Source organism: Ochrobactrum sp. AN78, from assembly GCF_029909885.1.
In the GTDB taxonomy this organism is placed as follows: Bacteria; Pseudomonadota; Alphaproteobacteria; order Rhizobiales; family Rhizobiaceae; genus Brucella; species Brucella quorumnocens.
On sequence record NZ_JASAMU010000004.1, the window covers coordinates 103,565 to 122,582 of the forward strand.

Consider the following 19,018-nt stretch of genomic DNA (forward strand, 5'->3'; position numbering starts at 1 on the left):
TTTCACTTTGATCCCCTCAAAATTTAAACTGGACCCTAATAATCATCTTTTCCCAATCTATCCAATAATTCAAGAGCGCATTTTTCATAAGTACGAATTATGATAATCAAAGCCGCCATTGTTTTGAATTATTCAAAGAAACAGCCATGCCCGATCCCCGCAGCAAGCTCCTCACGTCCAAATCCTTTGAACTGCGTCATTTGCGCTATTTCTGTGCGCTTGTTGAGGAGAAAAACTTCGAACGCGCGGCCGCAAAACTCGGCATCGCACAACCGGGCTTGAGCCAGCAAATCATGGCTCTGGAAGCTATTTTGGGAGCGCCGCTTCTGGACCGCTCTCGCCGCGCTGTTCAACTCACACAATCGGGCGAAGTGCTTTACCGTGAGGCCGTCAAAATCCTCATGCAAGTGGATGCGACGATGATTGCAGTCAATCGAGCCGGACGGGGGGAAATCGGCCAGATTTCCATCGGCTATGTCGCCTCTGCTGCGTATTCCGGCGTCGTGTTCGAGACCATTCGCAAATTCAAGGAGGATTATCCCGGCGTGTCCGTCAATCTGGTCGAGATGGAGCTGCGGATGCAACTAACGCGCATTTCCGAGGGCTTGCTCGATATAGGTTTTGTACGCTGGCCCGCTCTTCTTCTGCCCGGACTGACGAGCCTTGTGGTAAGAAAGGAGCCGCTTGTTGCAGTGCTCAGCGAAACCCATCCGCTCGCGTACCAATCCACCATCGAACTGCCAACTTTAAAAGACGAGATTTTCATCACCCCGCGCCAGCCTGCTGATATAGGCTTTCATGGCACGACAATCGAAGCCTGCCATAGTGCCGGTTTTGAGCCCAATATCAGTGCGCAGGCACTCGATTTTACCGAGATTGCGAGCCGCGCTTCCATTGGGATGGGAGTTGCACTGGCACCAAAATCGCTCAGCGCAGTAGGGTTGCCCGGCATCCGATATATTGATGTGACAGGTATTCCAACCACATCTGATGTGGCACTGGCTTTCCGTAAAAGCGAGGCATCGCAGGCGGTTAAGAGTTTCATCGCCATGTGCCGACGCATGGGGCTCTAAAGATTGCCATTCTCCAGAATGAAATCCACAACCTCCTGCACGCCCTTGCCGCGATGCAGATCGGTAAATCCATAAGGACGCTTGCCACGCATCCGCACAGCGTCGCCATTCATGATATCGAGATCAACATGAACATAGGGCGCAAGATCGCTCTTGTTGATGACGAGAAAGTCAGACCGCGTAATGCCCGGTCCGCCTTTGCGCGGTATTTCCTCGCCCTGACAAACTGAAATCACATAAAGCGTCAGATCCGCGAGATCGGGCGAGAATGTTGCTGCAAGGTTGTCGCCACCAGATTCGATGAAAACGATATCCAGATCAGGAAACCGCTTGTTCATCTCGGCAATCGCCTGAAGATTGATTGAAGCATCTTCGCGGATCGCCGTGTGCGGACACCCGCCTGTCTCCACACCCATGATGCGATCTTCGGACAAGGCCTGATGTTTGGCGAGAATGAGCGCATCCTCCCGCGTGTAAATATCGTTTGTAATGACTGCGATCGAATATTTCTCACGCAAGGCCTTGCAGAGTTTTTCCGTTAAAGTCGTCTTTCCCGAGCCAACGGGGCCACCGATACCAACGCGCAAAGGTCCGTTTTTCTGTGTCATGAGCGGAAAAGCCTCGAATGCTGTGTTTCATGTTTCATGGCCATGATTTCAGCAAGAAATGTTGCCGAACCAAGGTCATCCAATGTGGATTGAACAGCCCTTGCCGCCGTCGTAACAAGCGTTGGCTCCATAGCTGCCATCAGGCTTATGACACCCGTTTGCCCGGTAACGGAAAGCCGGATGGATGCTTGCAGAAGATTGATGCAAAAAGCTTGAAGGTAGGCGCTCAGTGCCAATCCCAGCGGAATACCGTGCGCGCCGGACACTGCACCCACCGCAACAGGATAAGCGCATTCAGACGGCAGGCGTCTGAAAACTGCATAATCCCAAGTTTTGGCAGCCACCAGAAATGCCGAGCCTTGCAGCATGGTTTCCATGTGGCGTTCTTGTGAACCTGTCAGTGCCGCGCCAAGCTCCGCCACCTCCTGAAGATCGCCACCTGAAACAGCCTGTCGCCAGCTTTCGGCAAATAGCACCGCATCGTTCCAGCCAGCCCCGTAGCTGACCAGCGATTGCAACCAGTCCCTCAGACTCTCAACGCCACTGACCAAACCATCATGAACCGCACGTTCCAGCCCATTGCTATAGCTGAACGAGCCCACCGGAAAGACCGGCGAAAGCCAGGCCATCAAGCGCAGCAATGCAATGTTCTGATCAGTCGTGATCGTGGTGGTGATGGTCATGGTGGTGATGCTGGTGATCATGTGCGGAATGCCCGCCCGAATAGGCTCCCCGCAATGGGCTGAAGATTTCAACGGTATCGATGACTTTGGCGCCAAGCCCTTCAAGCATCGCCTTGATTACGTGATCCCGCAGAATGAAGAGGCGATCCGGTTCAATCTGTGCCTCCAAGTGCCGATTTCCAATGTGCCATGCAAGTTCGGCTATATGGAGTGCATCACGACCCCGAACCTCATAAAGCGCCTCTCGGGCGGCACGAATTTCGATCTCGCGCCCATCTTCCAGCACCAACCGGTCGCCATGGTCGAGCACCACCGGCTCTGCAAAATCCAGAAAGATTTTCTCACCGTCTTCAAGCGCTATGGCTTTGCGGCGCAGATGACGCTCATCGCGTTCGAGGATTACATGTCCCGCAGGGACAGCATCGATCACTTCATGAGCGCGGATTATCGACTTTACTTCTAACATTTCAAACCTTCAAAACAGGAAGTAGCGTTGTGCCATGGGGACGACATCGACCGGCTCGCAGGTCAAAAGCTCGCCATTGGCCCGCACTTCGTAGGTTTCTGGATCAACTTCCATCTCTGGCATCGCATTGTTCAAAATCATCGAGCGTTTGCCAATACCATCGCGCGTATTTTTGACCGCAATCATCTGCTTGTCGACGCCAATCGACTCCCGCAAACCGGCACTCATCGCGGCTTCAGACACAAATGTTACCGAGCTGTTGGTGCGCGCCTTGCCGAACGAGCCGAACATAGGCCTGTAATGCATGGGTTGCGGCGTGGGGATAGAAGCATTCGGGTCGCCCATCGGGGCAGTCGCGATCCAACCGCCAAGCAATACGAAATCTGGCTTCACGCCAAAGAATGCCGGATTCCACAACACCAGATCGGCGCGCTTTCCAACTTCCACCGAACCAATCTCATGCGACATGCCATGCGCAATTGCCGGGTTGATCGTATATTTCGCAACATACCGACGGGCACGGTAATTATCATTGCCTGGTGCATCTTCAGAGAGTGCGCCTCGTTGCCGCTTCATCTTGTCGGCGGTTTGCCAGCAGCGAATAATCATTTCGCCGACACGACCCATGGCCTGACTGTCGGACGAGATGATCGAGAAAGCACCCATGTCATGCAGAATATCTTCCGCGGCGATTGTTTCTTTACGGATGCGACTTTCAGCAAAGGCTATGTCTTCAGGAATGGAGGGCGATAGGTGATGGCAGACCATCAGCATATCGAGATGTTCGGCCACCGTATTGACCGTATAAGGCCGTGTGGGGTTGGTCGAAGCGGGCAATACGTTCGGATATTGGCAGACTCGTATGATATCGGGTGCGTGCCCGCCACCTGCACCTTCGGTATGAAATGAATGGATCGTACGACCTTTGAAAGCAGCAAGCGTATCTTCGACAAAGCCCGATTCATTGAGCGTGTCGGTGTGGATCGCCACCTGCACATCAAACCGGTCCGCAACCGCAAGGCAATTGTCGATAGAGGCCGGGGTCGTTCCCCAGTCCTCATGCAGTTTCAGACCGCACGCACCAGCAAGCACCATTTCTTCGAGAGCGCCCGGCAGCGAAGCATTGCCCTTGCCAAACACGCCGAAATTCATCGCCATGCCGTCAAATGACTGGATCAGACGGGCAATGTTCCATGGTCCCGGGGTGCAGGTCGTGGCAAGGGTGCCATGTGCAGGGCCAGTGCCGCCACCGACCATACAAGTGACGCCGGAAGTGAGTGCTTCTTCCACCTGCTGCGGTGAAATGAAGTGAATGTGCGAATCGATTGCGCCAGCTGTGAGGATACGGCCTTCGCCTGCGATAATCTCCGTACCCGGCCCAATGATAATCGTCACGCCCGGTTGGGTATCAGGATTGCCAGCTTTACCGATGCCCGCAATGCACCCATTCATCAACCCGACATCGGCCTTGTAGATGCCGGTATGATCGAGAATCAGCGCATTGGTGATGACGGTATCCATCGCGCCTTGAGCGCGTGACAACTGGCTTTGCCCCATGCCGTCACGGATAACCTTACCGCCGCCGAATTTAACTTCTTCACCATAAACGGTCAGGTCCTTCTCAACTTCAATGAACAGCTCCGTATCGGCAAGCCTAACCTTGTCGCCGGTCGTTGGCCCGAACATCTGCGCATAAGTGGCGCGACTAATTCTGGCTGGCATGGGATTCCCCTTTTTCCTAGATTAGAGCCTGCCCATGACAAGCTGACGGAAACCATAAATTTCGCGTTTCCCGCTGATCGGCACCAGCGTGACGTCACGTTCTTGCCCCGGCTCGAAACGAACAGCAGTTCCCGCTGCAATATCGAGCCTAAAACCCCGCGCTTGTTCGCGATCGAAAGACAGCGCCGCATTGACCTCATAGAAATGATAATGGCTACCAACCTGAATGGGACGATCACCCGTATTGGCAACCTTGAGAGTGATCGTCGGCTGGCCCTGATTGAGCTCTATCTCGCCATCAACTGTAATGATTTCTCCGGGTATCATCGCTCACCTCACCCAGCCATCAGCATGAGACCACCAAGCGCTGTCGCACCACCTGCAACGCGCAATGCAAGGCGTCCGTTTTGTCCGGTCATCAAACGCCCCGCTGCAAGGCCTACGCCAATGCCTGCGGCATGAAGCAGGATCGTCGCGAGAGCAAATCCAGCCCCATAGGAGAGGAAAGCCGCTCCACCGATTTCACCACCATGGGCATGGCCATGGAAGAATGCGAAGAAGCCAACAATCATGGCACCAGCAACAGCCGAAACCGGAAGTGCTAAAGCAACCAAAAGACCAATCACAACCACCGAAGTGAGAATAACCGGTTCAACGAACGGAACCGGAAGACCCGCGAGTGCCGCAACAAAACCGAGCAACATCACGCCGACAAAAGCAGCAGGTACAGCGAACAGCGCCCGCCCGCCGAGCATCGCAGCCCAAAGGCCGACGGCCACCATTGCCAGAATATGATCCGCGCCCGAAAGGGGATGCGTGAAGCCCGCAGCAAATGAGCCATGCTCCGCAGGGTTCAGATGCGCAAAAGCCGGACTTGCCGTGAGCGCCATTGCTGCTGCAAGAAGTATCGATTTCTTCATGTTTATTCCCTCTTTTATGTCTTCTTGCTCTAGTATGGCGAACCCGAAATTCGGGTTCCAAGTCATACTGGTAGAATATTGAACCTAGTGTGGTTTACGGATTTGAAGTTCCTAAACGTGGATGCAACACAAATGATCGGAACTTCAAATCCACCACACTAGCGAATTGGTTCGTGTACGGTGACTAGCTTGGTGCCATCCGGGAAAGTTGCCTCGACTTGAATGTCGTGGATCATCTCTGCCACACCTTTCATCACCTGCTCACGCGTAATCACATGCGCTCCAGTTTCCATGAGATCGGCTACAGAGCGCCCATCTCTTGCGCCCTCAACGACAAAATCACTGATGAGTGCAATTGCTTCGGGATGGTTGAGTTTTACACCTCGCTCCAGACGACGACGTGCGACCACGGCGGCCATCGCGATCAAAAGCTTGTCTTTTTCTCTCGGCGTCAAATTCATAACTTTGTTCCAAATCGTTTTTCATGAAAGGCGGCACAGCCACACCCGGCTTAAATTGACCAAACTTTAGGCAGCCCTGCCTTTCCATTAAGCAGCACCAACAACGGCACCAACCGTTTGCGTAGTTCATAGCTATCGCGCGCAATGAGCCGAACAATCAGCTTGGATGCCTGATTTGCCTCCACGATGCTGCAACCGCCATTCTCACCGGCAATCGTCCGCGCCGCATCAAGATGCCGGCCCGCGTCATCCGAAACCATCAAAACCGTGGCAATTGCCAACGCCTGATTTGCTACCGCGCGCGCCTGCAGTTGCTCCGCAACGTCAGGCCCAAGGCGCAATTCTTCTGCATGAACCAATCGCCCTTCCTGTCGCACACGCCAGCGATCATGAAACAAGGCGCGCTCAACCGTTTCGCCCATGGCGAGACGCCCGAACACATTTGCTTCCACTATCAGAAGCTCAGCAGCTTTCTCCATCTCGACATCAAGCCTGCGTGTGATTGCTGACTGGTTGAACAAAATGGTTTCCTGTGGGAGCCATGCAAGACGCGTGCCTTTTGCGAGTTTGAGACTTGTTGCAATGCGAGCCTCGCCGCCGCCGGAACGATAGATCCGTTCGCAAGCTTGTGTGGTGACAACAGCAGATGCGTTTTCGCTCAGTTCCACATCCCATCTCAGGCGGTCTCCCCCAGTCAGCCCACCGGACGTATTGATGAGGATTGCCTCGAGCGGATCAGCCGCCGTTCGCGGCATGCGAATCTTGGCTGCCCCCTCCTGATAAAGCTTTGCAATCCGCGTACGGCCATCCTTGAACTGAAGCGACAATTGCCCCAGCCCATTCACGCGCTGCGTCGAAAGCGCTTTCAGATGATCAGTTGTTATTGTCATGTTCCGATGATGCTCTCGCCTTGTCGTTTTAAGGAAGCGAATTTCATGCCAAAGGAGCGACCATCTATATTGAACAAAAAAACCCGCCTTCAATTCTGAAAGCGGGTTTTGTTTTTTCTGAATGACGTTTAGAGCGCCATGCGTCCTTTCGGAGGCATGGCGCTCTAAACTATTTAGTCTACGCATCGTGCTTTTCAAAGATCGATTTCGATTTTTGGCCGATGCGGTTGGCCTATTCTGGCTTGATCGTCTTGAGAAGATCGGCAATCGACACTTCGACTGTTGGACGAATATCTTTGCGCCAAAGGGCAAAAGCCACATTGGCTTCAATAAAGCCGGACTTTGAACCGCAGTCGAATGTGCGGCCATGATAATCGAAGCCGAAGAACTTCTGCGCATCGGCAAGCTTCAGCATTGCGTCGGTCAGCTGGATTTCATTGCCAGCACCCTTTTCCTGCTTGCTCAGCAGTTCAAAGATTTCCGGCTGAAGAATATAGCGGCCATTGATATAAAGATTGGAAGGGGCGGTACCCTTGGCAGGCTTTTCAACCATCTGGTTGATTTCAAAGCCGTTGCCGATCGCACTGCCTTTGCCGACGATGCCGTATTTATGGGCTTCCTCGGGATCGCATTCCTGCACGGCAATGACATTGCCTCCGGTCTGCTCATAAAGCTCGACCATTTCCTTAAGGCAACCCTTCTTCGACTGCATGACCATATCTGGCAAAAGCAGTGCAAAAGGCTCATCGCCGACCAGTTCGCGTGCACACCAGACCGCATGGCCAAGGCCGAGTGGAACTTGCTGGCGGGTGAAGCTGGTGGTGCCTGGCTGCGGCTGCAATTCCTGCAGATGCTCAAGCTCTGCGGTCTTGCCGCGTTCAGCCAGGGTCGAATAGAGCTCGACCTGTGCATCGAAATAATCCTCGATGACAGCCTTGTTGCGTCCAGTGACGAAAATCAGATGTTCGATACCCGCTTCGCGTGCCTCGTCCACCACATATTGGATGACAGGCTTGTCGACAACGGTGAGCATTTCCTTGGGGATGGACTTGGTCGCTGGAAGAAAGCGGGTCCCAAGACCGGCGACGGGGAAAACTGCCTTACGGATTTTGCGGATCGAACTCATTCGTCTCCTCGATTTTTTTCACTAACGCGGTTGTGCTATCAAAGCATTGAAACCATTGCATTTCAAATAGGGCGTTTTCATTAAGGAATGACGAAGTTCCGTCTTTTCCCCCATCACATTCGATGACCTTACCTTAATCTTACTTGATTCAAAAATTCCGCAAAACTTTCTGCATTTTTTTCGACGATTTCGGCATGGTAAACCAAATGCTAACCTGAAGCCTCTAATGTGAACCTGAAAAGGGTCGGCCCCAAATTCAACACTGGATAGTATTAACAACTTGATGCAATCTGATTGAAGCAGGCCCGGCATGACAGGCAACTCGCCGTTCGACACGGCAGAAACATGATTGCAGAAGGGAAACACAGAATGCTGCGATTTCCATTCACTCTGGGACGAGGAATGCGCGCCAAGATTACAGCGACCGTTGCGGTGGCAATGCTCGTGTCTGGCCTGACAACAGGCAGCGCTTTCGCTAATGCTAATTTCCGAAAATGGGTCTCCAGTTTCCGCACCACAGCTATCCAGAATGGCGTATCTCCATCGACGTTCGACCGTGCGTTCAGGGGCGTCGATTCGCCCGATCCTGAAGTGCTGCGCAAGGCGCGCTTTCAGCCAGAGTTCAACGAGCCTGTCTGGAACTATATCGACAATCGCGTGAATGAGCATTCCGTGGCTGTCGGCCAGAGCATGGCGAAAAAATGGGGTCCATGGCTCCAGCGCATCGAACAGCGCTTCTCTGTAGACCGTAATATCCTGCTGGCCATCTGGTCGATGGAAAGCAATTACGGCGAGATCCTCAAGCGTGACGATGTCATGATGGACACGATCCGTTCGCTCGCCACACTGGCCTATGCTGACCAGCGTCGTGCCAAGTTTGGCCGCACGCAGCTCATTGCCGCGATGAAAATTCTCCAGACCGGCGATATTGACCGTGGACACCTGACCGGTTCGTGGGCAGGTGCGATGGGGCATACCCAGTTCATCCCGACGAGCTATCAGGCCTATGCGGTCGACATGGACGGTAATGGCAAGCGCGATATCTGGAATTCGGTTCCTGATGCGCTCGGTACTGCTGCAAATCTTCTGCATCGCAATGGTTGGCAACCGGGCCGCACATGGGGCTATGAAGTTGCGCTTCCTGCCGGTCGCAAATTCCCATCTGGTTCACTTTCAGCCGCCGAGTGGCAGAGACTGGGTGTCGTTCGTGCCAATGGCCGTCCTTTCCCGGATGCCAATGAGAAAGTTACACTGAAAGTCCTCGACGGACGTCAGGGACCGGCTTTCCTGATGGCCAAGAACTTCTCCGTCATCAAGCGCTATAATAATGCAGATAAATACGCTCTTGCCGTTGGCCTGCTTGCAGATCGTATCGGTGGTTATCAGGGCCTGCGTCAGGACTGGAACCGTCCTTTCACGCCAATCACGATGAATGAGCGCGAAGAACTGCAGACGCATCTCAAAGCGCTCGGCTATTACGATGGCAAGATCGACGGCAAGATTGGCTCGACATCACGCAAAGCCATCGAAGCTTTCCAGCAGCGAAATGGCCTGCAACCCGACGGTCATCCAAGCGCGGAAGTGCTTTCGGTTCTCCGCCGCCGTTAACAGCCGCTTTAAAGCAAAGGAGCGTACATTGGATGTACGCTCCTTTTTGTTTTTGGCGAAGGGCGTTACAATCCTCAACGCAGGAAGGTGAAACCAATGCAGGCAAGGCAGTTCAAAAGCTCAGCAGGCAGCGTTGTAATGACAGCGCTTGTTGCCTTCGCAATGATACTGACCACCTTGTCTTCCGTATCGGCACAGGAACGACCCCGCACGATTTTTGATCTTCTGTTCGGACCAAAGCAAGTCCAGCCGCAACGCCAATATGAACAGCCGCGCCCGCAACGCGTGCGCCCCGCAAAGCCCAAACGTGCGCCCAAGGCCACCACTCCGGCTGCGCGATCTGCGAATGTTCCCGCTCCGAAGCCCGAAGTGAATTTCGTTGAAAAGAATCCCGATGCCAAAAAGGTACTGGTTGTCGGCGACTTCATTGGCAATGGTTTGGCGGAAGGGCTGGACATCGCCTTTGCGTCCAGCGCCGACATGCGGATCCTGAGCCGCATCAATGGTTCATCCGGCTTTGTGCGCGATGACCATTTTGACTGGCCTGCAAGTATCGGTAAAATTCTCGACGAGGAGAAGCCTGCAGCCGTGGTCGTGATGATTGGGTCAAACGACCGCCAAGCGATTACCGTCAAAGGGCAGAGTTTGGCCGCTCGTTCGCCGGAATGGACTGCCGAATATCAAAGTCGCGTTTCCAAATTCATGAAGGAAATCACGGATAAAAACTATCCGCTGATCTGGGTTGGACAGCCACCATTCCGTCCTCGCGGCATGTCGCAGGATATGCTGGCACTTAATGAAATCTACCGCACCACATCCGAAAAGGCTGGCGCCAAATTTATCGATGTTTGGGATGGCTTTGTCGATGAGGAAGGCAATTTCAGCCAGACCGGGTTTGATATCAACGGCCAGACCGCGCGTTTGCGCGGCAATGACGGCATCAACACCACATCTGCTGGCAAACGCAAACTTGCCTTCTACGCAGAGAAGCCTTTGAAAGCTTTGTTCGGGGGCAATAAGGATAGCGAACAATTGCTCCCCGCGGCAGGAAAACAGGACCCCTCAAAGCCTGTAGACCGCATTGCGCCGGTGAGTCTGCGCGACATTGATCGAGACAATAGCGGTGTTTTGTTGGGTGGAGCGCTGGCCTCTCGCAAGAAGGATGATAAAAAGCCGTCCAGCGAGCACAAAACTGCCCCCGGCCGCGCTGATGATTTTTCCTGGCCACAAAAAAGCGTAAACCCCTGAATAATTAGATTATTATCGACCAAGTTCTCATTCTGGGACAACAAATGCCGTGAAATATGCGGTGTTTCTCAGCCTAAATGCTATATTTCTCGAGGTTCACATTTCAGATCTCCTCGTCTATCAGAAGATCGCGCAGTCCAATCTGGCCGTGAAGCATTTCCAGCAAAAGTGCGAAGCGGTTTTGCGTTGGATAATGCGTAAAAATAAACAGTGAGACGCGGTTCCAAAGATTCAGTCTTAACTGGAATTGCTCCAAGCGCGTCGCTGCATTGCATAAGAGGCATCTGAATGAATATTGCATCGAAGCCTCCCGTTGAGAACAACCGGGAGGAGGAACCCCATCTTGCACGCAATCTGTCCAATCGACACCTCCAGCTGATCGCCATTGGCGGCGCTATTGGTACTGGCCTTTTCATGGGCTCAGGCAAGACCATCTCGCTCGCCGGACCATCCATTCTGCTGGTTTACGCGATCATCGGCTTCATGCTGTTTTTCGTGATGCGCGCGTTGGGTGAAATTCTTCTGTCCAATCTCGAATATCGCTCCTTTGCCGATTTCGCAGGCGATTATCTCGGCCCTTGGGCGCAATTCTTCACCGGATGGACATACTGGCTCTGCTGGATTGTGACCGGCATCGCCGATGTGGTGGCTGTTTCAGGCTATGTATCATTCTGGTATCCAGAATTGGCACTTTGGGTCCCAGCGCTTGGCCTGATTGGAGTGCTACTGCTGCTGAACCTGCCAAACGTGCGCAACTTCGGTGAGATCGAGTTCTGGTTTGCGCTGATCAAGATCGTTGCAATTGTCGCGCTTATTCTAGCTGGCGCTTATATGCTGATCACGAATTTCACGCTGCCAAATGGTACGCAGGCTTCGGTCACGCATCTGTGGGCGAATGGCGGGTTCTTCCCGAATGGCTTCTTCGGCTTTGTGGCAGGCTTCCAGATCGCGGTTTTTGCTTTCGTGGGTATCGAGCTGGTTGGTACGGCTGCGGCTGAAACCGAAAACCCGACGCGTAATCTGCCAAAGGCAATCAATTCGATCCCGATCCGTGTCGTGCTTTTCTATGTAGGTGCGCTGTTCGTGATCATCACGGTCATTCCGTGGGATCAGGTCGATCCAAACTCCAGCCCGTTCGTGGCCATGTTCTCGCTGGCAGGACTTGGCATCGCCGCGCATGTCGTGAATTTCGTGGTGCTGACCTCGGCAACCTCGAGCGCCAATTCCGGGATCTACTCGACCTCGCGCATGATCTATGGTCTGGCGACCTCGCGTCTGGCTCCGGGCCTGCTCGGCAAGCTTAACAGCCGCAAAGTACCAGTGAATGCGCTGTTCTTTTCCTGCATCTTCCTGCTTGCAGGCGTTGTTCTGCTTTATGCAGGCAAAAGCATCATCGAAGCTTTTACAATCGTTACGACGATTTCAGCGCTTCTGTTCATCTTCATCTGGTCGATCATTCTGGCGTCTTACATACAGTATCGCCGCAAGCGTCCTGACCTGCATGAAAAGTCGACCTTTAAGCTGCCTGGTGGTCGAGCTTCCGTTGTGATGGTCTTTGCCTTCTTCGCCTTCATCCTTTGGGCACTGGCACAAGAACCTGATACCGCTGTCGCTCTGAAAGTAACGCCTGTTTGGTTCGTATTCCTTGGCGTCGTCTATCTGATAATTCGCAAGAAACGCCAACGAAGCTAACGCGCGTCCCGAAAAGTGGAAACCGGTTTTCGGACCAAGATGCGCGTACAAAAAAATAACAAAAAAGCCCGGCTCGAAGCCGGGCTTTTTATTGAAATGCGGTTCGAATTAACGAGGAAGAACAGACGACCCCATTAGATCGGCGTCGATAGCATGGGCTGCCTGACGGCCTTCACGGATCGCCCAGACAACCAGCGACTGGCCGCGACGGACGTCGCCTGCTGCATAGAGCTTGTCGACATTGGTGCGGTAGTCTTGCTCATTGGCTTTCACGGAAGTTCCGCCGCGGCGATCCGTTGCGATCTCCAGCTTCTCGCCAAGTTCCTTCACCACGCTGTTTTCTGCCGGACCGAAGAAGCCGATAGCGATGAACGCGAGATCAGCCTTAATGAAGAATTCAGAGCCTGCAATCGGCTTGCGCTTGTCATCGACCTGACAGCACTTCACATGGGTAAGCTTGCCGTCTTCACCGATGAATTCGAGTGTCGCCACCTGAAACTCGCGGTTTGCACCTTCTGCCTGACTGGAAGAAGTCCGCATTTTTGTGGCCCAATAAGGCCAGACGCTAAGCTTGTCTTCTCTTTCAGGCGGCTGCGGACGAATGTCCAGCTGCGTAACATTTACAGCGCCCTGACGGAAAGCTGTTCCGACGCAGTCGGAAGCCGTATCACCACCGCCAACAACGACAATATGCTTACCACCGGCGAGAATTGGTGCTTCATGCCAAGCGACCGATTCAATATTTTCGCGGCCAACGCGACGGTTCTGCTGAACGAGATAAGGCATAGCATCATGAACGCCTTCAAGGTCTGCACCCGGAATGCCAGCAGGACGTGGCTTTTCTGAACCACCTGAATAAAGCACGGCATCATAAGTATCGAGCAGGCCGCGCAACGGCTTGTCCACGCCAATATTCACGCCGCAAAGGAAGCGAACGCCTTCACCTTCCATTTGCGTGACGCGGCGGTCGATCAGGTGCTTCTCCATCTTGAAGTCAGGAATACCATAACGCAGCAGACCACCTGGACGGCTTTCGCGTTCATAGACATCGACCATGTGACCAGCACGTGCAAGCTGCTGTGCGGCAGCAAGACCTGCAGGGCCAGAACCGATGATCGCAACTGATTTGCCCGTCTTCTGGGCTGCTGGCTGGGGCACGATATGGCCAAGCTCATAGGCCTTGTCGCCCAGCGCCTGTTCAACAGTCTTGATTGCCACCGGCGTATCTTCGAGGTTCAGCGTGCAGGCTTCCTCGCAAGGAGCCGGGCAAACGCGGCCGGTGAACTCCGGAAAGTTGTTGGTCAGATGCAGGTTGCGGATCGCCTGATCCCAGTTGTTGTTATAGACGAGATCGTTCCAGTCAGGGATCTGATTGTGCACAGGGCAACCCGTTGGACCATGGCAGAACGGAATCCCGCAATCCATGCAACGGGCCGCCTGCTTCTGCACTTCACCATCCGTCATTGGGAGAGTGAATTCGCGGAAGTGACGAATGCGATCCGATGCTGGCTGGTACTTTGCTACCTGCCGATCAATCTCAAGAAAACCAGTTACCTTACCCATTTTATGCTCCTCTCACAGCGTGAGATTCAGGGGGCTATTCGCCATTTCAGGCGCACGAGCACCGCTTTTAATAATAATTACTCAGCTGCAACGCCGATCTGCATGCGCTCCATCTCTTCCAGAGCACGGCGATATTCGACCGGCATGACCTTCACGAATTTCGGGCGATAGCTCTCCCAATTATCGAGAATGTCTTTGGCACGCGTTGAGCCGGTGTAATGCAGATGATTGGCAATCAACTGCACCAGACGTTCTTCGTCATGGCGCGTCATGTTTGCCGAGACATCCACACGGCCCTTGTGCATCAGATCGCCGCCGTGATGGTGCAGCTTTTCAAGGATATCATCCTCTTCCGGCACCGGCTCCAGCTCGACCATCGCCATATTGCAGCGCTGTGCAAAGTCACCGACTTCATCAAGCACATAGGCAACGCCGCCCGACATGCCTGCTGCGAAGTTACGGCCAGTCTGACCTATAACCACGACGACGCCACCGGTCATATATTCGCAGCCGTGGTCGCCCACACCTTCAACAACCGTAACGGCACCGGAGTTACGCACTGCGAAACGCTCGCCTGCCACACCGCGGAAATAGCACTCGCCTTCAAGCGCGCCGTAAAGCACGGTATTGCCTGCAATGATCGAGTCTTCGGCTACAATACGCGTATCTTCTGGCGGACGTATGACAATACGGCCACCCGAAAGGCCCTTACCGACATAGTCGTTACCATCACCGATCAGCTCGAACGAAATACCGCGGGCAAGGAATGCACCGAAGGACTGACCAGCCGTGCCGCGCAGGGTAACGGCAATCGTATCTTCCGGCAAACCCTTGTGGCGGAAACGCTTGGCCACTTCGCCTGAAAGCATTGCACCTGCCGAACGGTCGACGTTCTTAATGTCGACGTCGATCTTGACCGGTGTTTTGTCTTCCAGCGCAGGCATGGCTTGTGCAATCAACGTGCGATCGAGAACGTCGTCAATCGGATGATGCTGACGTTCGGTCCAGTAGATTTCGTGCTTTTCGGCTTCCGGCTTGTAGAAGATACGGCTGAAATCGAGACCCTTGGCCTTCCAATGATCGATCATGTCCTGCTTTTCCAGAAGATCGGTTTCACCGATAATCTGTTCAAGCTTGGTAAAGCCCATTTCAGCCAGCAATGCGCGCACTTCTTCAGCCAGATAGAAGAAGAAGTTGATGACATGCTCTGGTGTGCCCTTGAACCGCTTGCGCAAAACAGGGTCTTGCGTGGCAACGCCGACAGGACAAGTGTTGAGATGGCACTTGCGCATCATGATGCAGCCGGCTGCAATCAGCGGAGCAGTCGAGAAACCGAACTCGTCGGCACCGAGCAGCGCACCGATAATCACGTCGCGACCCGTACGAAGACCGCCATCGACCTGAAGCGCGATGCGCGAACGAAGGCCGTTCAGCACCAATGTCTGGTGGGTTTCGGCAAGGCCGATTTCCCATGGCGAACCGGCATGCTTGAGCGAGGTCAGCGGAGACGCACCCGTGCCGCCATCATAACCCGAAACGGTGATGTGATCGGCGCGTGCCTTAGCAACACCGGCGGCAACCGTACCAACACCCACTTCCGACACCAGCTTGACCGAAATATCGGCAACCGGGTTGACGTTCTTCAGATCGTAGATGAGCTGTGCCAGATCTTCGATCGAATAGATGTCGTGGTGTGGAGGAGGTGAAATAAGACCAACGCCCGGCGTCGAGTGACGGGTCTTTGCAATCGTCGCATCGACCTTATGGCCCGGTAACTGACCGCCTTCACCAGGCTTTGCACCCTGCGCAACCTTGATCTGGATCATGTCCGAATTAACGAGATATTCTGCCGTCACACCGAAACGGCCCGATGCTACCTGCTTGATCGCAGAGCGTTCAGGGTTTGGCGTACCATCCGGCAACGGATAGAACCGATCTGGCTCTTCGCCACCTTCACCCGTGTTCGACTTGCCGCCAATCTTGTTCATGGCGCGTGCAAGCGTCGTGTGTGCTTCGCGCGAGATGGAGCCGAAAGACATGGCGCCAGTAGAGAACCGCTTGACGATATCGACCGCCGATTCAACCTCGTCAATGGACACTGGCTCTTTGCCACGCCCCTTTGCAAAGCGAATATCGAACAGGCCACGAATGGTCTTTGCCTGTGCCGACTTGGAGTCGAGCATGGAAGTATATTCGGTGAACGTTTCCGGGTTTGACGTGCGAACGGCGTGCTGCAGCTTTGCAACCGCATCGGGCGACCAGAGATGCGCTTCGCCACGCATACGGTAGGCATATTCGCCACCCACTTCGAGTGCTGTCAGCAGAACCGGGTCATTGCCAAACGCGTCGGTATGACGACGAACTGTTTCTTCCGCGATTTCTTCCAGACCAACGCCTTCGATGCTCGTAGCCGTGCCGAAGAAGAACTGATCGACAAAGCGCGTCTGCAAGCCGACAGCATCAAAAATCTGCGCACCGCAATAAGACTGGTAGGTCGAGATGCCCATCTTGGACATGACCTTGAGAATGCCCTTGCCGATCGACTTGATGTAGCGCTTAACCACTTCATATTCATCGACTTCCGGTGGGAACTCGCGGCGGCGATGCATGTCGAGCAGCGTGTCGAAGGCGAGATATGGGTTGATCGCTTCTGCACCATAGCCTGCAAGACAAGCAAAGTGATGCACTTCTCGCGGCTCGCCTGATTCAACAACCAGACCGACCGACGTACGCAGACCCTTGCGGATCAAGTGATGGTGGACCGCAGCCGTTGCCAGCAGAGCCGGGATCGGAATGCGATCCGGACCGACCTGACGATCCGACAGGATGACGATGTTATAACCGCCATGCACGGCAGCTTCTGCGCGGTCGCAAAGGCGCTCAATCGCACCATGCATGCCAGCCGCGCCTTCACCTGTGTTATAGGTAATGTCGAGCGTCTTGGTATCGAAGCGATCTTCCGTATGACCGATGGAGCGGATCTTTTCGAGATCGCCATTGGTCAGGATTGGCTGACGCACTTCCAGACGCTTGCGACGCGAGGTGCCAACCAGATCGAAGATGTTCGGGCGCGGGCCGATGAACGAGACAAGGCTCATCACAAGCTCTTCGCGGATCGGATCAATCGGTGGGTTCGTAACCTGCGCGAAGTTCTGCTTGAAATAGGTGTAAAGCAGCTTCGACTTGTCGGACATGGCCGAAATCGGCGTATCCGTACCCATCGAACCGATGGCTTCCTGGCCGGTGGTGGCCATTGGCGACATCAGAAGCTTGGTGTCTTCCTGGCTGTAACCGAATGACTGCTGACGATCGAGCAGGCTCACATCCTTGCGCAGAGCGCGTGGTTCGACCGGGTTCAGATCTTCCAGAATAAGCTGTGTGTTAGCAAGCCACTGCTTGTAAGGATGCTTCTGCGCGATCTGGGACTTGATTTCCTCGTCCGAGACAATGCGGCCTTCTTCCATATCGATAAGCAGCATGCGGCCCGGCTGAAGACGCCACTTCTTGACGACCTTCTTTTCTTCGACTGGCAGAACACCCGCTTCAGAAGCCAGAATGACAAAATCATCATCCGTCACAAGATAACGGGCAGGACGCAGACCATTGCGGTCAAGCGTAGCGCCAATCTGGCGACCATCGGTGAAAGCAACCGCAGCAGGGCCGTCCCATGGCTCCATGAGCGCTGCATGATATTCGTAGAACGCGCGGCGTTCATCTGACATCAGCTTGTTGCCCGACCATGCTTCCGGGATCAGCATCATCATTGCATGCGCAAGGCTATAACCACCCTGATGCAGGAATTCGAGCGCATTGTCGAAGCAGGCCGTATCCGACTGACCTTCATAGGAGATAGGCCAGAGCTTGGAAATGTCGTTGCCGAACAGCTCCGAGTCCACCGATGCCTGACGAGCAGCCATCCAGTTGACGTTACCGCGCAGCGTGTTGATTTCACCGTTATGCGCGACCATGCGATATGGATGCGCCAGACGCCATGATGGGAACGTGTTGGTCGAGAAGCGCTGGTGAACCAGCGCCACAGCGCTTTCAAAGCGCGGATCCTTCAGGTCGTTGTAATAGCTGCCGACCTGATAGGCCAGGAACATGCCCTTATAGACAACCGTGCGCGCCGACATGGAGACAATATAGAAGCCCTTATCGTCGCCATCGTTTTCCTGATAGATGCGGTTGGAAATGACCTTGCGCAACACGAACAGTCGACGTTCAAAATCATCATCGGATTCAATTGTTGCACTGCGTCCGATGAAAACCTGAACGTGGAATGGTTCTGTCGCGGCGATATCGGGTGCCTTTGACAGCGAAGAGTTATCGACCGGAACCTGACGGAAACCGATGAACGTCTGGCCTTCAGCGGCAATGACTTCCTTGACGATCTCTTCGATGTGCGCGCGCAATTCTGCATCGCGCGGCATGAAGAGATAGCCTACGGCATAATGGCCCGGCTGTGGCAGGTCGATGCCCTGACGCGCCATTTCTTCGCGGAAGAAACGATCCGGAATCTGGACAAGCATACCCGCTCCGTCGCCCATCAAAGGGTCGGCGCCAACCGCACCACGATGGGTGAGGTTTTCAAGCATCTTGAGACCGTTTTCAACGATCTGATGAGACTTCTGGCCTTTCATATGCGCGATGAAGCCGACGCCGCAGGCGTCATGTTCATTACGCGGGTTATAAAGGCCTTGGGCGGGGGGAGTACCTGCCGAAGTTCGCGCCGTTTTTCGGGTTGCGTTGGTGGAATTGGTCGCAGCTTTGACCGTTCCGTTCTGACCGTTGTGTAAATCCACATGCGATACAGATGGCGTCAAATGCGGCATCGTCATTCCCTCCAGTGAGCGCGCAACCCTGCGCGATACGATAATGAACCGGAACGGCTATTCGTTCCGAACTGTTTTAGTTGCGCATCTCATCCGAAAACCGCTCTGCACTTTTCGGGATGCGCT

General features: G+C 54.0%; 15 protein-coding genes. 4 read left to right on the plus strand and 11 right to left on the minus strand.

The features are described 5' to 3' along the window. Window positions 1-146 precede the first annotated feature (146 nt). Window positions 147-1,073 (plus strand): LysR family transcriptional regulator, encoded by a 927-nt coding sequence (locus tag QBD00_RS09830; protein ID WP_318579333.1) that lies wholly within the window; start codon window positions 147-149, stop codon window positions 1,071-1,073. Here the strand turns inward: QBD00_RS09830 and ureG are convergent. The 9 genes from ureG to galU all read right to left on the minus strand — a co-directional run bounded on the left by ureG (window position 1,070) and on the right by galU (window position 7,949). After that, window positions 1,070-1,681, minus strand: a complete 612-nt coding sequence (ureG, locus tag QBD00_RS09835) for an urease accessory protein UreG (protein WP_151093053.1) — start codon at window positions 1,679-1,681, stop codon at window positions 1,070-1,072. The genes QBD00_RS09830 and ureG overlap by 4 nt on opposite strands. Next, on the minus strand, window positions 1,678-2,364 hold the full coding sequence (locus QBD00_RS09840) for an urease accessory protein UreF (protein ID WP_318579496.1): 687 nt from the start codon (window positions 2,362-2,364) through the stop codon (window positions 1,678-1,680). Before QBD00_RS09840 ends, ureG begins: the two co-directional genes overlap by 4 nt. Then, window positions 2,336-2,830, minus strand: coding sequence for an urease accessory protein UreE (ureE, locus tag QBD00_RS09845; protein ID WP_318579334.1), 495 nt, complete (start codon window positions 2,828-2,830; stop codon window positions 2,336-2,338). Before ureE ends, QBD00_RS09840 begins: the two co-directional genes overlap by 29 nt. Before the next feature lie 9 nt (window positions 2,831-2,839). After that, entirely contained in the window at window positions 2,840-4,552 is a 1,713-nt protein-coding gene (gene ureC, locus QBD00_RS09850; RefSeq protein WP_318579335.1) for an urease subunit alpha, read from the minus strand. A 21-nt stretch (window positions 4,553-4,573) separates the two neighbouring features. Continuing rightward, the gene (locus tag QBD00_RS09855; RefSeq protein WP_151093059.1) at window positions 4,574-4,879 is read right to left on the minus strand and encodes an urease subunit beta; all 306 of its coding nucleotides are present in this window, start codon (window positions 4,877-4,879) and stop codon (window positions 4,574-4,576) included. 8 nt (window positions 4,880-4,887) lie between these two features. Then, window positions 4,888-5,472, minus strand: a complete 585-nt coding sequence (locus tag QBD00_RS09860) for a HupE/UreJ family protein (RefSeq protein ID WP_318579336.1) — start codon at window positions 5,470-5,472, stop codon at window positions 4,888-4,890. A 158-nt stretch (window positions 5,473-5,630) separates the two neighbouring features. Further along, a complete protein-coding gene (locus QBD00_RS09865) occupies window positions 5,631-5,933 on the minus strand; it encodes an urease subunit gamma (protein WP_318579337.1) in 303 nt (100 codons plus the stop codon). Window positions 5,934-5,983: 50 nt separating this feature from the next. Then, window positions 5,984-6,823, minus strand: a complete 840-nt coding sequence (locus QBD00_RS09870; protein WP_318579338.1) for an urease accessory protein UreD — start codon at window positions 6,821-6,823, stop codon at window positions 5,984-5,986. A 232-nt stretch (window positions 6,824-7,055) separates the two neighbouring features. After that, window positions 7,056-7,949 carry a UTP--glucose-1-phosphate uridylyltransferase GalU gene (gene galU, locus QBD00_RS09875; RefSeq protein ID WP_151093067.1) on the minus strand — a complete coding sequence of 298 codons (894 nt, stop codon included), beginning with the start codon at window positions 7,947-7,949 and terminating at the stop codon, window positions 7,056-7,058. A gap of 369 nt (window positions 7,950-8,318) precedes the next feature. On the opposite strand from galU, the gene QBD00_RS09880 reads away from it, so the two are divergent. The 3 genes from QBD00_RS09880 (at window position 8,319) to QBD00_RS09890 (ending at window position 12,497) form a co-directional block, all read left to right on the plus strand. Further along, on the plus strand, window positions 8,319-9,557 hold the full coding sequence (locus QBD00_RS09880; protein WP_318579339.1) for a lytic murein transglycosylase: 1,239 nt from the start codon (window positions 8,319-8,321) through the stop codon (window positions 9,555-9,557). Window positions 9,558-9,653: 96 nt separating this feature from the next. Further along, window positions 9,654-10,805 (plus strand): DUF459 domain-containing protein, encoded by a 1,152-nt coding sequence (locus QBD00_RS09885; RefSeq protein ID WP_412535009.1) that lies wholly within the window; start codon window positions 9,654-9,656, stop codon window positions 10,803-10,805. Between the two features lie 288 nt (window positions 10,806-11,093). Next, complete coding sequence (locus QBD00_RS09890) at window positions 11,094-12,497, plus strand: amino acid permease (RefSeq protein WP_318579341.1); 1,404 nt, start codon at window positions 11,094-11,096, stop codon at window positions 12,495-12,497. A 108-nt stretch (window positions 12,498-12,605) separates the two neighbouring features. On the opposite strand, the gene QBD00_RS09895 is transcribed toward QBD00_RS09890, so the two are convergent. Beyond that, window positions 12,606-14,060 carry a glutamate synthase subunit beta gene (locus QBD00_RS09895; RefSeq protein WP_151093075.1) on the minus strand — a complete coding sequence of 485 codons (1,455 nt, stop codon included), beginning with the start codon at window positions 14,058-14,060 and terminating at the stop codon, window positions 12,606-12,608. Window positions 14,061-14,137: 77 nt separating this feature from the next. After that, window positions 14,138-18,892: a glutamate synthase large subunit gene (gltB, locus tag QBD00_RS09900; protein WP_151093077.1), complete on the minus strand. Its 4,755-nt coding sequence runs from the start codon at window positions 18,890-18,892 to the stop codon at window positions 14,138-14,140. Window positions 18,893-19,018 lie beyond the last annotated feature (126 nt).